13 protein-coding genes and 1 pseudogene are annotated in these 13,737 nt (G+C 71.1%); 6 read left to right on the top strand and 8 right to left on the bottom strand.

Annotated features, from left to right (window positions below):
• Positions 1-2: 2 nt before the first annotated feature.
• Positions 3-1,184, bottom strand: a complete 1,182-nt coding sequence (locus ACFQV6_RS23070; protein ID WP_378029624.1) for a PucR family transcriptional regulator — start codon at positions 1,182-1,184, stop codon at positions 3-5.
• Between the two features lie 222 nt (positions 1,185-1,406).
• Here ACFQV6_RS23070 and ACFQV6_RS23065 point away from each other — a divergent pair, with 222 nt between their 5' ends.
• Positions 1,407-2,075 carry a cutinase family protein gene (locus tag ACFQV6_RS23065; RefSeq protein WP_378029623.1) on the top strand — a complete coding sequence of 223 codons (669 nt, stop codon included), beginning with the start codon at positions 1,407-1,409 and terminating at the stop codon, positions 2,073-2,075.
• Positions 2,076-2,096: 21 nt separating this feature from the next.
• Here ACFQV6_RS23065 and ACFQV6_RS23060 read toward each other — a convergent pair.
• A pseudogene (locus tag ACFQV6_RS23060) lies at positions 2,097-2,447 on the bottom strand (winged helix-turn-helix domain-containing protein); the annotation flags it as partial.
• 207 nt (positions 2,448-2,654) lie between these two features.
• On the opposite strand from ACFQV6_RS23060, the gene ACFQV6_RS23055 reads away from it, so the two are divergent.
• Complete coding sequence (locus tag ACFQV6_RS23055; RefSeq protein WP_378029622.1) at positions 2,655-3,275, top strand: TetR/AcrR family transcriptional regulator; 621 nt, start codon at positions 2,655-2,657, stop codon at positions 3,273-3,275.
• A 78-nt stretch (positions 3,276-3,353) separates the two neighbouring features.
• Here the strand turns inward: ACFQV6_RS23055 and ACFQV6_RS23050 are convergent, their stop codons facing one another.
• Both ACFQV6_RS23050 and ACFQV6_RS23045 read right to left on the bottom strand, forming a co-directional pair.
• On the bottom strand, positions 3,354-5,399 hold the full coding sequence (locus ACFQV6_RS23050) for a cellulose binding domain-containing protein (protein WP_378029621.1): 2,046 nt from the start codon (positions 5,397-5,399) through the stop codon (positions 3,354-3,356).
• A 299-nt stretch (positions 5,400-5,698) separates the two neighbouring features.
• Positions 5,699-7,123 carry an MFS transporter gene (locus ACFQV6_RS23045; protein ID WP_378029620.1) on the bottom strand — a complete coding sequence of 475 codons (1,425 nt, stop codon included), beginning with the start codon at positions 7,121-7,123 and terminating at the stop codon, positions 5,699-5,701.
• Positions 7,124-7,208: 85 nt separating this feature from the next.
• Between ACFQV6_RS23045 and ACFQV6_RS23040 the strand changes: the two genes are divergently transcribed.
• Complete coding sequence (locus ACFQV6_RS23040) at positions 7,209-8,168, top strand: Lrp/AsnC family transcriptional regulator (RefSeq protein WP_378029619.1); 960 nt, start codon at positions 7,209-7,211, stop codon at positions 8,166-8,168.
• Between the two features lie 118 nt (positions 8,169-8,286).
• On the opposite strand, the gene ACFQV6_RS23035 is transcribed toward ACFQV6_RS23040, so the two are convergent.
• From ACFQV6_RS23035 to ACFQV6_RS23025, 3 genes are all read right to left on the bottom strand, one after another.
• Positions 8,287-8,631, bottom strand: a complete 345-nt coding sequence (locus ACFQV6_RS23035; protein ID WP_378029618.1) for a hypothetical protein — start codon at positions 8,629-8,631, stop codon at positions 8,287-8,289.
• A 286-nt stretch (positions 8,632-8,917) separates the two neighbouring features.
• Positions 8,918-9,538 (bottom strand): SGNH/GDSL hydrolase family protein, encoded by a 621-nt coding sequence (locus ACFQV6_RS23030; protein WP_378029617.1) that lies wholly within the window; start codon positions 9,536-9,538, stop codon positions 8,918-8,920.
• Between the two features lie 127 nt (positions 9,539-9,665).
• Positions 9,666-9,977 (bottom strand): STAS domain-containing protein, encoded by a 312-nt coding sequence (locus tag ACFQV6_RS23025; protein WP_378029616.1) that lies wholly within the window; start codon positions 9,975-9,977, stop codon positions 9,666-9,668.
• 181 nt (positions 9,978-10,158) lie between these two features.
• On the opposite strand from ACFQV6_RS23025, the gene ACFQV6_RS23020 reads away from it, so the two are divergent.
• Complete coding sequence (locus ACFQV6_RS23020; protein WP_378029615.1) at positions 10,159-11,655, top strand: FAD/NAD(P)-binding protein; 1,497 nt, start codon at positions 10,159-10,161, stop codon at positions 11,653-11,655.
• Between the two features lie 84 nt (positions 11,656-11,739).
• On the opposite strand, the gene ACFQV6_RS23015 is transcribed toward ACFQV6_RS23020, so the two are convergent.
• Positions 11,740-12,333: a GrpB family protein gene (locus ACFQV6_RS23015; protein WP_378029614.1), complete on the bottom strand. Its 594-nt coding sequence runs from the start codon at positions 12,331-12,333 to the stop codon at positions 11,740-11,742.
• Positions 12,334-12,500: 167 nt separating this feature from the next.
• Here ACFQV6_RS23015 and ACFQV6_RS23010 point away from each other — a divergent pair, with 167 nt between their 5' ends.
• Positions 12,501-12,914 (top strand): molybdopterin-binding protein, encoded by a 414-nt coding sequence (locus ACFQV6_RS23010; RefSeq protein WP_378029613.1) that lies wholly within the window; start codon positions 12,501-12,503, stop codon positions 12,912-12,914.
• Entirely contained in the window at positions 12,911-13,693 is a 783-nt protein-coding gene (modA, locus tag ACFQV6_RS23005; RefSeq protein ID WP_378029612.1) for a molybdate ABC transporter substrate-binding protein, read from the top strand. The genes ACFQV6_RS23010 and modA overlap by 4 nt, the downstream gene beginning before the upstream one ends.
• The last annotated feature ends 44 nt before the right edge of the window (positions 13,694-13,737 follow it).

The raw sequence follows: 13,737 nt of genomic DNA, 5'->3' as shown, positions 1-13,737 counted from the left end.
TCTCAGTGGGGGCGGGAGCAGGCGGCGCGGAGGGCGATCTCCAGCTCGAAACGTGACTGCGGGTCGTTGAGCTGGGTGCCGAAGAGGTCGGTCAGGTGGCGGAGGCGCTGGCGTACCGTTTGCGGGTGAAGGTGAAGTTGGGCCGCGACCTTGTTGGCGTTCATGTTCAGGCTCAGCCACGACAGTAGGGTTTCGGCTAGCTGTTGACGCTTGTTGCCGGGCAACTGGGCGAGTGGGGCGAGGCGGCGTTCCGCCAATACCGCCAGCAACGGTTCGTCCTGGAAGACGACGAGTGCGGTCATGTGGTCGGCGCACCAGATGATCGGCTGGTGGGGGATGCGGCCGCTTCTGGCCAGCTCCAGGGCCTGGCGGGCCCAGCGCAACGACCTGGCCGCTTCCAGAGGGGGCACCGGCAGGCCGACTGCCGCATCGTGGCGGGCCAGGCCGCTGACGACAGAGCGCATTTGGGTTCGGCTTTCCGGATCGGGTACGAGCAGGAACGGCTCGCTCTGATCGAAGGCGGACAGGAACTCGGGTGGGAGAAGCGGCGGCCGGGCCGGTGAGCCGGTGCCGTCGACGGCCACGGCGGCGACACGGCGAGGTATTCGCCAGTGGGCCGCGGCGGCTGCGGCGGTGAGCGCCTGTTCCGAGGGTGGCGGGTCGGCGGTGAGCAGGTCGAGCAGCCGGCGGCGGCGTCGATCCAGTTCGCCGGCCTCGGCGGTCTGCGCCCGGGTGTATCCCTCGGCCGACGCCCGGGCTATCTCGTCGATGTTGTCGAAGATCGCTTCGGCGAGCCAGGCCACGACGTCGGACGGCAGTGTTTGGCTTCCCGCGAGGGACCGTAACCGCCGGTGGGCGACCCGCGCGCAGATCCGGACGGCCGCGTGCAGTCCATCCAGGCTGCGGCCCGCCCGCATCTCGCACGCGCCCGCCGATCGGTAGATCTCGCGCCAGTCGACGGCCTGGCCGCCGCCGTTCAAGGCCGCGCCCGGGGTGAGGTGCTTGTCGATGAGCTCGACATAACGCCGGAGTGCCAGGTCGACGCCGCTGCGCAGTTGCCTGGCCGCGTACGGGTCGTCCAGCGCCCCGTACTCGGGCACGTTCTCCTGGATCTCGCGGACCATTTCCGGTACCGCTCCGAGAACGTCCGCGCGCAGCGACTCGACGTTCCGCACCGTGATCATCGGATCACGGGTGGCCGCCGGCCGCGTACCACAGCCATGGTCCGCCCCTCGTTTAATACGTAGACGAACATCGATGTTCTCACCAGCGCGGACGCCCTGGGAAGCGCACCGCCGTGACATTCTCCGGCGCCAATACCCTCATTCGCGTGAGTATCGCCGTGATCGCCCCACTCATTAGCTTCTGTCTCCACCATCCCGCAGACGAAGTAGAGGTGATCCGGCATGAGCACTTCCCTCCCGGGCGGCAGGCGGCGGCACATCAACGCCCTCGTGGCCGCCGCGCTGCTGGCAACCGGCGGCGCCGTGACGGCGGCGAGCCCGGCCGTGGCCGCCGCACCCTGTACGCAGGTCGACGTGGTCGTCGCCCGGGGCACCGGCGAGCCCGGCACGCTGGGCCTCATCGTCGGTGACCCGGTGTACTCCGCTATCCAGCGGCGGCTGACCGGCACAACGCTGTCCAGCCACGCGGTCGACTATCCCGCCAGCACCAGCGCCGGCTCTCCGACCGCGGGCAACCGGGCGCTGGTCGAGCACGTGTCGGAACAGGCGCAGGCGTGTCCGAGCCAGCGGTTCGTGCTGGTCGGGTACTCCCAGGGCGCCAACGTGGTCGGCAACTCGCTCGGCATCAGCTCCCAGGGTGCGGCCGTCGGCGGGCCGGTCGTGGCGACCATCCCGGCGTCGGTCCAGCCCCGGGTCGCGGCCGTGCTGGTCTTCGGATATCCGCTGCGGAAGCTGGGGCGCGGCATCACCGGCGTGTACGCCGAGCGCACCCTGGACATCTGCGCGAACCGCGACGTGGTGTGCGATCCCCTGGGCACGAGCGTGCTGGCACACCTGAGTTACACCGGCGACGCGAGCCGGGCGGCTGCCTTCGCTGCCGGGCGCCTCTAGATCCAGCTGCACACGTCACGGCTAACGTGTGGCTTTGGTTGCACGCGTTAGCCGTAACGTGTGGCTTTGGTTGCACGCGTTAGCCGTAACGTCCGCGGAGCAGGCACGAGGCGCAGCGACTGCCGTCCGGCAAGAGAAGGCCGCAAGGCCTCGGCGGCCGGGAGGCGGTCGGCCCGGCGGAGCGAGCACCGAGTACGACGACTGTGCGAGCCGCGTCCCGGCGCTCATCCCGAGCTGATCGCCCAGCGCGGTGCGCTGGTAGAGCAGCCGCCGACCGTCCCGAACCGCCGCCGCCAGACCCGCGTCGCGAAGGGGGGTCAGGTGGTGGGAGCCAGTGGCGGGTGCCAGGCCCAGCGCCGCCGCCACCTCGCCGGTGCTGTGCGGGGGCCGCCAGCGTCAGCAGCACCGCCGCTCGGGTCGGGCCGAGTGGGTCTGGTGAACGTGAACGACTCCGTCTGTCTCGGAGTGATCACGCCGGCCGAGTGTGAGCAAGGTGTCATGTGAGTTGACACCAGGGCGGGTGGTTGATCGCTCTGTAAGCTGCGCCTTCGCTGTGAAGGGTGCCCTAAGGTGAGGCGCGTGGCGAAACTCCGTGAGGCGCAGAAGGAGATGACCCGGCGCCTGCTGCTAGAGGCCGGGCTCAGCCAATTCGTCGAGAAGGGGTACGCCGCGACGACCGTCGATGACATCGCCAGTGCCGCCGGCACGACGAGGGTGACGTTCTACGCGTACTTCCCGTCCCGCGGGGAGTTGATGAAGGCGCTGATCGGCGAGCAGCTCAACGAGCGGTTGCAGCGCAGCCGCCTGGCTGAGCAGGGTTCCACCGCGCTCGACCTGGTGGCCGCGGTGGCCGAGGGCAGCACGGAGTCGATCGGCGCCTGGATCCGGGCCTCGGCCGAGCGCTGGCCCGACATCCGGCCGATCATGCGGATCGGCCGGGATGCCGCGGTGGTGGAGCCCGACCTGCGCGATCTGGTGGTGCGCTGGCTGGACGAGGCGGTCAGCGACGTGGAGGACGGGCTGAACCGGGCGGACCGGTTCGACCCCGCCGTGCGGCGCTTCCGGGGCGTGCTCGCCGTGGCGGAGCTGGACTACGTCGCCCACCACTGGGACACCGCGAACTGGCACATCGATCACGCCCGGATGCTCGACGAGCTGGCGTCGAGCTGGGTGCGGTTGCTGGGGCCGTCGGACCGATAACGGTCATACGGCGGGCGGACCGGCCCGATCGCGGGCCGGCCCGTCCTTGCAAGCTAGGCGCTGGTGCAGAAGATCAACCTAGGCGACGGTGCAGACGGTTCCGTTGAGGGTGAACGCTGCCGGCAGGACGTTCGGTCCGCTGTAGGAGCCGACGAAGCCGACGTTCGTGGAGGCACCGGGTGCCAGGGCGGCGTCGCTGGTCACGCGGACCGTACGGCCGTCCTGGGTCCAGGTGGCGTTCCACCCGCTGTTCAGGCTCTGCCACGCGGTCGGCCAGGTGAACGTGAGCGTCCACCCGCTGACGGCGGCCGCCGCGTTGTTGGTGATGTCGACCGAGCCCACGTACCCGTTGCCCCAGTCGTTGACGTCGCGGAACGTCACCGTGCAGGCCGAGCTTGCCGGGCTGCCGGTGGTGAAGGTCAGCGGCGGTGAGGCGGGGGAGAGGCGGCCGGCGTTGTCGCGGGCCAGCACGTTCACCGTGTACCGGCGGCCCGGCTCCAGGTTGCGTGCGGTCAGGGACGTGCCGGTGGTCTCGCCGAGCAGCTCGCTGATGCCGCCGTTCTGCCGGTACACCTCGTACTTGACGCCCGCGGCGGAGGCCGGCCACGAGATCGTCGCGCTGCGGTCGGTCACGGTGGCGGACGGCCTGCCCGGTGCCTTCGGCGCGGCCGCCTCGACGCGAGCCGGCTTCAGGGTGACGAGCGTGATCGAGTACGGGGCGAGCGTCTGCGTGCCCGCCGTACCGGCCGGGGCGGTGGTGACGCCGTCGGCGCCGTTGACGAACGTGACGGCGGACGGTGTGCCCGCGGCCGGGGTGAAGCCGTTGTAGTTGAGCGCCACGGTATGCGCCGCGGACTCGTCCTTGTTGATCAGCAGGACCGCGAGGTCGCCGTTGGCCCGGCGCACCGCGTGGGAGCTGACCAGGGCGTTGTTGCTGCCCGTACCGATGAACTGGTCACCCGTACGCGTGAAGTCGCCCATCAAAGAGAGAGCGTGATATGGCGCGAAGGGCGTGTTGAGCGGCGGCTGGCACACGGTGTTGTCGGCGTTGCAGTTGCCGCTGGACAGCAGCCCGTAGTCGTCGTAGTCGGTGTGCCCGGCGACCTCGGTGACATCGCCGAGACCGTTGTGGACGTTCCACCAGTGCACGGTGAAGACGCCCTGAGCGAGCAGGCCGCTGTAGACGTCGGCCAGGAACAGCGCGCCCGGCTGGGTGTTACGGCCGATCTCGACGTTGGTCTCGGTCATGCTGATGCCGATCCGGCCGGCCTGACCGCCCGCGAACCTGTCGATCTGCTGGCGCAGCAGCGCCACGGCGTCCTGGATCTGCGCCGGTTTGGTGAGCGTCTCGGCGGGCGTGGTGCCGCCGGGGTACCAGTGCACGTCCACGAAATCGATCGCCGCACCGGCCCGGGTCAGCACCTCCTGGTTCCAGCTGCCCTGGTCACCCGTGCCGACGATGCCGTCCGGCCAGTTGCCGGGCATGGTCAGCACGGCGCCGACCTTGATGCTCGGGTCGACGGCCTTCATCGCCTCCGAGTAGGCGACGACGTTCGCCGCGTACTCCTTGGGGCTCTTGTCGGCGTGCTCGTCGGCCTCCCAGGCGGAACCGTAGTGACCGTTGCCGTAGTTCTCGTTGCCGATCGTCCAGTAGGTGGCGTCGTAGTCCTTGGTGACGTTGGCGTACCGGACCCAGTCGGCGGCCTCCTGAGCGGTGCCGGTGCCGTAGTTCGCGATGATCATCGGCTCGGCGCCGGTGCGCTTGGCGCCCGCCATGAACGTGTCGAAGTCGGTGTCCGGGGCGACGTAGCCGCCGGGCGCGGTGTGGTCACGCCAGTGGTAGATGTCGGCGTAGGAGCCGCCGGGATAGCGCACCATCTGGACGCCGGCGTCCTTGAGCAGGTCGGATACGGCGGGGGTGCCGAGCTGGGAGTCCCAGATGGCGTGGTTGACGCCCAGGGCGGCGCTGCCGACGGAGGCGAGCCCGGCTCGGGCGTCGATGTCCACGCGGACGTCGGTGGCGGGTGCGGCAGCTTGGGCGCCCGATGGCGCGGGGGAGATGGCGGCGACCGCGGCGAGCAGAACGGTGCTCGCGACGGTGCGCCACACGGACTTGGTTTGCAAGACAGCCTCCGGGATGAGGAGTGGGAGCGCTCCCATCCTCAGCTCGACAAAGAACCCTGTCAATGAACCGTTCCGCCACCTCACCGCCCGGCCGGCTATCCCAGCTGGCTCCCAGGGGTGCCTTTCGGGCGCAGAGGCCCTTCTCCCGCCCAGCTGGCTGTTCCGGCTGGCTCCCAGAAGTGCTTTTCGGGCGTGGAGGCCCCCCTCACGCCCAGCCGGTTGTTCCAGCTGGGCGTGAGGGGGTTTTTGGGGCTGCGGGACGACTCTGAGAGCCAGCCGGGTCAAGCGAGGACCGTGCCCTAGGCGTGGGAAGGGGCGGGCGTGGGGCTGGGAGCCGGGGCCTGCGGGCCGGACGCCGGAACCGGGTGGTGCCGCACCACGGCCAGGACCAGCACGCCCCCGACCAGCGCGACCACCGCCGCCACCGTCAGCGTCGCGTTCAGCCCGTCCGCGAACGCCGCCGGCTGCCCGTGCCCGTCGCTCACCCGGTGCGCGAAGATCGTCCCGAACACCGCCACCCCGAGCGCGAACCCCAACTGCCGGAACGTGTTCAGCGCACCGCCCGCCATGCCGCTGCGCTCCCGCGGCACCTCGCCCAGCACCGCCGACGACAGCGACGGCAGCACCGCGCCCACACCGATACCCGCCACGATCAGGCCGGGGATCAGCGCGGTCCCGGTGCTGTCCGCGTCCAGGCGGGCCTGCATGAGGTCACCGGCCGCGATCAGCAGCAGACCGAAACCGACAGTCCAGCGCGGCGACACCCGTTGCAGCAGCCGCCCGGCAGCCGCGCCGACCACCAGCGAGGCGACGGCCATCGGCAGCGCGCCGACCAGGCCGGCGTCGACCGGGCCGTTGCCGAGCACCTGCTGCAGCCACACCGTGGTGAACGGGAGGTAGGCGAAGGCGGCGGCCTGGGTGAGGAACGCGGCAACGATCAGCACGGCGAACGGCGCCCGGCGGAACAGTGACAGGTCCAGCATCGGGTGGTCGGAGCGGAGTTCGGCGGCGAGGAACGCGAGCAGGGCGGCCGTACCGGCGGCGAAGGCGGTCAGGGCGACGGTGTCGGTCCAGCCGGCTTCGCCGGCGCGGATCAGGCCGTACGTCACCGCGCCCGCGGCCACCGTGAAGCTGATCGTGCCGGGCAGGTCGAACCGGCCCGCTCGGGGCGCCTTCGACTCGGCGACGCTGCGCACCGTGAACCAGACGGCGGCAACGCAGATCGGCAGGTTGACCAGGAAGATCCAGCGCCACCCGAAGTGCTCGGTGAGCAGGCCACCGGCGAGCGGCCCGGCAGCCGCGGCGGCGCCGTTGACGGCGCCCCAGACGCCGAACGCGACACCCCGGTCACGGCCGTGGTAGGTGACGTTGAGCAGGGCCACCGTGGTGGCGAACATCGCCGCGCCACCGGCGCCCTGCAGAATCCGGGCGGCGATCAGCGCCTGCTCGTTCGGTGCGACAGCGCACAGCAGTGAGGAGAGAGCGAAAAGGCCGATACCGATCAGGTACGTGCGGCGCCGCCCGTACCGATCGGCGAGCGAACCGGCGCCCAGCAGCAGGGCGGCGAGCGCGAGGGCGTACCCGTCGAGGACCCACTGCAGGTCGGCGTAGCCGGCCCCGAACTTGTCGCCGATGGCCGGCAGCGCGACGACGACGATGGTGACGTCCACCAGCAGCAGGAAGGTGCCGAGGCAGATCGCGATCAGGGGTGACCATTTGCGCATGCGTAGCAGAATGCCGCCCTTCCGGACTCCTTCGCGCGCCGCGAACCCGATTCCTGCGGATCTCGACACCGGCTAGGCTCCAGCGGTGGAAATCGACGAGCTGGACCGGCAGGTGACACACGCGCTGCGGATCAGCGGCCGCGCCGGCTTCCGCGAGATCGGCGCGGTCCTGGGCGTCTCCGACCAGACGGTCGCCCGGCGTTATCGCCGGTTGCGCGACGAGGCGGGCCTGCGGGTGGTCGGCCTGCCCAACCCCATCGAGCTCGGGTACGAGATGTGGATGCTCCGCCTCCGGGCAACGCCCGATGCGGCCCTGGCGATCGCCACCGCCCTCGCGCGCCGGCCGGACACCGGGTGGGTGTCGATCACCTCGGGTGGCACCGAGATCGCGTGCAACGTACGCGTGCCCGCCTCAGCCGACCGGGAGGCGCTCCTCCTGCAGAAACTCCCGCGCACGCCGCGCCTGGTCGCGGTCAGCGCGCACTGCGTGATCCACCACTACGTCGGCGGCGCGGTCGGCCCGGACCGCCGCGACGTGGCACTCTCCGCCGGCCAGATCGAGGCACTGACCCCGCAGTGGTCAGCAGATCCGCAGTCGACCGCCCACCTCACCGACGCCGACACGCCCCTGATCGAGGCACTCTCCCGCGACGGCCGCCTCAGCTACACCGACCTCGCCGCCGCAACCGGCTGGCCCGAGTCGACGGTCCGCCGCCGGGTGCAGGAGCTGTTCAGCTCGGGCTCGCTCTACACCGACGTCGAGATGGAACCCGAGCTGTACGGCTTCCGCGCCACCGTGCTGCTCTGGCTCTCCGTCGCACCGTCCCGCGTCGCCACCGTCGGCCGAGCCCTCGCCGACCACGAGGAGATCGTCTTCGCCGCCGCCACCACCGGCCCCACGAACCTCCAGGTGATCGCCGTCTGCCAGGACATGCCGGCTTACTACCGCTACGTGACCGAACGCCTGGGCATGCTCGACGGCGTCGAGCGCATCGAATCCGCGCCGGTCCTCAAACACGTCAAACAAATGGGCGCCGTCAACTGAAACCTGGTCTCGAACACTGGCCGCCGTCAACCGGACTGGGGTCTCGGCCATGGGCGCCGTCAACTGAAACCACCGCCCGGCATTGCCGGGCGGCGGTTGTTTGCTGCGAATCCGATCGTCAGCGGAAACGGCTGAGCAGGCGCTGCGTGGGAACGCGGTCCATCAGGCGCTCCCAGCGGCTGCGAGGACGGCGCGCCTCAGCGATCTTGCGGCCGCCGATCACGCTGGTCGCGGCCACGGCGGCGACGGCAAGCGCAGCCGCCGAGGTGACGACGGGACGCTTGCGAGCCGTCTGACCGGCCTGCGCGGTCGCGGAGGTGGCCGTAGCCTTCGTACGGTTCAGTGCCTGCTTCACCCGCGAGCCGGTCAGCCGATCCTGGGTGGCGTCGACGTCGGCGCGCAGAGCGTCGGAACCTGCGGCGATGTTCTGTCGGGCACCGACAGTGCTGTCGTAGGTGGTCATCGAAAGCCTTCCCTGTACTTCGTCCGTTGGGGTGAACAACCCCTTCCGTTCACACCTCCTATGCCCCACCACCGCCGGCCCTAACCAGCCGTGACCCACCACACGCCCCCGTGCCCCCGATCCGGCTGGTCGTGGGTGCTGCCTCGCGGCGATCGAGGGGCTCTGGGAGCCAGCCGTGACCCACCACACGCCCCCGCGCCCCCGATCCGGCTGGTCGTGGGTGCTGCCTCGCGGTGATCGAGGGGCTCTGGGAGCCAGCCGGGGGTGGCGCGGGGCTGGGGCGGGGCTAGGGCGCGTGGGAGCCGGCGGGCTGGGTGGAGGTGGCGGCGTCGCGGACGGTGGGGAGGAGGGCGGCGGTGATGACGGCGTAACCGGCGCTGGACGGGTGGAAGTGGTCGGCGCTGAACAGTGCCGGATCGGCGGCGAACGCTGAGGCGGACGTGCCGCTGATGTCGGCTATCCGGGCGCCGGCCGCGAGCGCCGCACGGGTCTGCTCCTGGCGCAGCAGTCGGCTGCCGGCCTGTACGAGCATTCGCATCTGCTGCGGCACCCACGGCACGACGCTGAGGTCGGGTGCCGGTGCTACGACAACCTCGGCACCCGCCACGCGCAGCCGCTGGACGGCGTCACCGAGCAGCGCGGCGGCCTGGTGTGTGGGCACGAAGTGGGTGAGGTCGTTCGCTCCGATGATGATCAGCGCTACGCCGGGCCTCCAGGTCACTGCGCGCTGGACCTGGGCGGCCAGTCCCCGGCTGTCCGCGCCGGGTACCGCGAACACGCGGAGGTCGGTGGGTGTGCCGGAACGTCCCAGGTCAGCGGCCAGGCGCGTGCCGATCGTGTCGGACGGCCGGGACGCGCCCTGGCCGTAGGCGATGGAGTCCCCGAGGACGGCGAAAGCAAGCGTCACGACAGTCAGCAACCGCGCGGATGCGGCTTTCGTTCCGATAAGGGACGTGCGGTGACGTAGATCGCCTCGTGGGGCGGTGCGCAAAGGCAGCGGAGTCTTCGTTCAAAGGCGGCGGGCGGCGCTGCGATCAGGCGGCGCCCATCAGTGCCTGGCGGATGCCGACGATTTCGAGTACGCGGTACACGATGGGCTGCGGATCGGTGATCTGGAAGCGCACGCCCCGGCCGGCGGCCGCGCCGTAGCCCTTGTCGAGCGCCGCGATGCCGGTGGAGTCGCAGAAGGGCACCTCGGCCAGGTCCACGAGGAGTTCCTGCAGGTCCTGCTCGGCCAGGGCGTCGTCGATGGCTTCCAGCAGAAGGTCGGACGAAGCCAGGTCTATGTCGCCGCGCACCCGGAGGCGGATGACGCCTCCCGCCGCGCGGGCTGTGGTCACACTCATGTCGTTGATCAGCTTAGACTACTCGCTTCTGGGAGCCCGGCCAGTGCCAGCCGAACCGGCAGAGCGACACGCGGTGCGTCTGAATAACCTATCAAACCCATAGGCGTTGTGGTTGAGTAGGGAAGGTGTCGAGCTCCGGGAGGACGTGAATGTCCAGCATCTGTACGCAGCAGGTCGCTCAGTGACCAGCACCGCCGTTCGCCGGCCCGCCGCGGGCAGCCGGTCGCACCCGCGGCCCGGCGTGGTAGCGGTCGTCGGCGGCGGATTCACGGGTGCACTCGTCATTCGTGCGGTGCTGCGCCGTACCGGTTGGCGGGCCGTTCTGGTCTCGCCGGAGAGCCGCCCCGGCCGCGGTGTCGCCTACGGCGCGGCCGAGCCGTGGCACGTGCTCAACTCCAGGGCGACGTCGATGAGCGTCGAGCCGGGCGACCCCCTGCATCTCGTCCGCTGGAGTCACGCGCGGGGGCTGCCGGTCGAGCCGGCCACCTTCCTGTCCCGCGCCCGCTACGGGGACTATCTCGCCGACGAATTCGCCCGTACCGCGGCGGCGGCGGGTGACCGGTTCCGGCACCGGCTCGCCGTGGCCACCGCCATCCGGCCCGAGGGTGACGGTTTCCGCGTACGGGATGATGGTGGTGCCGAAGTCCGCGCCGACCACGTCGTCCTCGCACTCGGCAACCCGCCGCCGCATCGCCCGGCCGGCATCACCGACGCCGCCCACCGCAGTGCCGAGTTCGTCGCCGACCCCTGGGCGGCCGGTGCTCTCGACGCCGTGCCACCCGACCAGCCCGTGCTGCTGATCGGCACCGGCCTGACCGCGATCGACGTGGCCCTCACGCTGACCGAGGGCGGTCGCGATGTCCCGGTCGAGGCGCTGTCCCGGCACGGCCTGCTCCCGCTCCACCACCCGGAACGCCCGGCACCCGGGGTCTCGCTCGACCTGCCGGGCTCACCGAACCTGCGGCCGCTGCTGCGCAGCCTGCGGGAGGCGGCCGCCGCGGGCATCGACTGGACCGCGATCGTGGAGGAGGTGCGCCGGGAGGCGGACCGGCTGTGGTCCGGCCTCGACAGCGCCGCCCGGGAACGGTTCCTGCGCCATGTCGCCCGGTACTGGGAGGTGCACCGGCACCGGATGGCCCCACCGGTGGCCGCCCGGGTCGCGGCCCTGCGTGCGGACGGCCGGCTGCGGGTGCGCTCCGGACACCTCCGCTCGGTCACCCCGCATCCGGCCGGTGGCCTGTGTGTGCAGGTCACGGGGGAGGCGCCACGCCGCTACGGCGCGGTCGTCCTCTGCACCGGGCCGGGACGACTGCCGGGGGCCACCGGGCCGGGACGACTGCCGGGGGCCACCGGGCAGGGACCGCTGCCGGGGGCCACCGGGCAGGGACCGCTGCCTGGGGCCACCGGGCAGGGACCGCTGCCGGGAGCGGCGGGGCCTTTGCTGACCGGGTTGCTCGTCGGCGGCCTGGTGCGGCCGGGACCGCACGGGCTGGGTGTGGACACGGACGCCGACGGGCGGGTGCTCGACGCCGGCGGCCAGGCTCAGCCGGGTCTCTGGCTGGCCGGGCCACTGCGTCGCGGAACCCTGTGGGAGGCGACAGCAGTGCCCGAGATCCGCGATCAGGTCGACCGGCTCGCTGCCGCCCTCCCGACGCCGAACAAACGCCAACAAACCTGACGGCCGAGAGGGCGGCGGGGAGCCTGACGGCCGAGAGGGCGGCGGGGAGCCTGACGGCCGAGAGGGAGGCGATGAGCCCGATGGTCAGGGTGCCGCGAAGATCCGTGCGTAGATGTCGTCGATGACGTCGTTCTTCGCGAGGCTGTAGCTGCCCGGATCGTGCGCCGTCTCCGTGGCGAGGCGGCGCTTGACCGAGGCGTACAACTCCAGGTCCTCGGGGTGCGAGCGCAGCCAGTCCCGGAAGAGCTGGTGCCGGATCGGCTCGGGGGCGCCTCGCGGCCAGACGTGCAGGTGGACGTCCTCGGCGGCGTCGACGAGCATCCGGTGCCCGTACCACCAGGGTTCCCGCAGGATCAGGCGGTAGCCGAGCGTCGCCAGGGCGGGGACGTAGCTGGATTCGTCCTCGCTGTCCGCCAGGAGCAGGTCGATGTCGATGATCGGCTTCGCTGCCAGGCCCGGCACCGAAGTCGAGCCGACATGTCCGACATCGATCACCAGGTCACCCAGCACGTCCCGGATCGCACCGCTCGCCGTGTCGAACCGTTGTGCCCAAGCCGGGTCGTACTCCTCGAGCACGATGGTCTCCCACCTGGTCGGCGGTTCGCCCACCAGCGCGATCGCCATCTGCTCGGGCGAACCGTGGAAACGCTCCGTGATCTCTTGCGGGTACTTCGCCATCTCAACCTCCCGTGTAGAGCAAAGTCGGCCAGACTACGACATCGGGCTCCCGGGCGGAGGGTCGGGTGCGGATGATGCATATGCGGGCACCGTCAAACGGCACGCCCGCATGTGCAAGCATGAGTGACCCTTTCGCCTCGCATCTGTCGGAGGCTAGGGTGGGTGGCGTGACGACGTTCAGGATCGGGGAAGCGGCCGAGCTGATGGGCGTCAGCTCCGACACGCTGCGGCGGTGGGTGGACGCGGGCAGGCTGGCGGCGGTCCGGGACGAGCACGGGCATCGGCTGATCGAGGGGGTCGAGCTGGCGGCGTTCGCGCGGGCGCAGGCCGCCGAGCCGGATGAGCGATCGGACACGTCGTCGGCGCGCAACCGGCTGCGGGGGATCGTGACCGCGGTCGTCAAGGACACCGTGATGGCTCAGGTCGACATTCAGGCGGGGCCGTTCCGGCTGGTGTCGCTGATGAGCCGGGAGGCCGTCGACGAGCTGGAACTGCAGGTCGGCTCCGTTGCCGTGGCGGTCGTCAAATCGACAACGGTCGTTGTCGAGCGTTCCGGGGCATCGCGGGGGAGGCACGGTTGAGGGCATGGCGCGCGGCGGCGGCAGGGCTTAGCGCCCTGGCCATTTTCGGTCTGGGCGGGTGCGGCGGCGCGGGCCCAGATCAAGACCCCGGATCGGGTACGGGCGAGAGCGCCGGTGCCGTGAGCGGTTCAGTGACCGTTTTCGCCGCCGCGTCGCTGACCGAGTCGTTCACGACCATCGGCGAGCAGTTCGAGGCGGCGCACCCGGGTACCACCGTGACGTTCAACTTCGGCGGCAGCTCCGGTCTGGCGACCCAGATCAACGAGGGCGCACCGGCCGACGTGTTCGCCTCCGCGTCGCCGAAGAACCTGGTCACCGGCGCCGGCCCGCCCGCCGTGTTCGCGAGGAACCAGCTGGTCATCGCGGTCGCCAAGGGAAACCCGGCTGGTGTCACCGGGCTGGCCGGCTTGAGCAGGGCCGGCCTCAAGGTCGCCCTGTGCGCGGAGGCGGTGCCGTGCGGTGCTGCCGCGAACACCGTGATCGAGGCGGCCGGGGTGGCGGTGACGCCGGTGACCCTGGAGCAGGACGTCAAGGCGGCCCTGTCGAAGCTGAAGCTCGGTGAGGTCGACGCCGCTCTGGTCTACCGCACCGATGCCAAGGCGTCGGCGGCCGACGTCGACGCGGTCGAGTTTCCCGAGTCCGCCGAGGCCGTCAACGATTACCCGATCGTGGTGCTGAACGGCGCGAGGAACCCGGCGGGTGCGCGGGCGTTCGTCGACTACGTGCTCTCCGGGGAGGGGACGAAGGTCCTCACCGGCGCCGGATTCCAGGCGCCCTGAGCAGCGTGAGCGGTTCCGGAAAGGTGGTGCGGAGTTCCGGGGAG

Source organism: Actinoplanes sp. GCM10030250, from assembly GCF_042666575.1.
Lineage (GTDB): Bacteria > Actinomycetota > Actinomycetes > Mycobacteriales > Micromonosporaceae > Actinoplanes.
The sequence above is the reverse complement of the archived record's forward strand: the minus strand, read 5'-3'. Positions and strand labels throughout refer to the sequence as shown.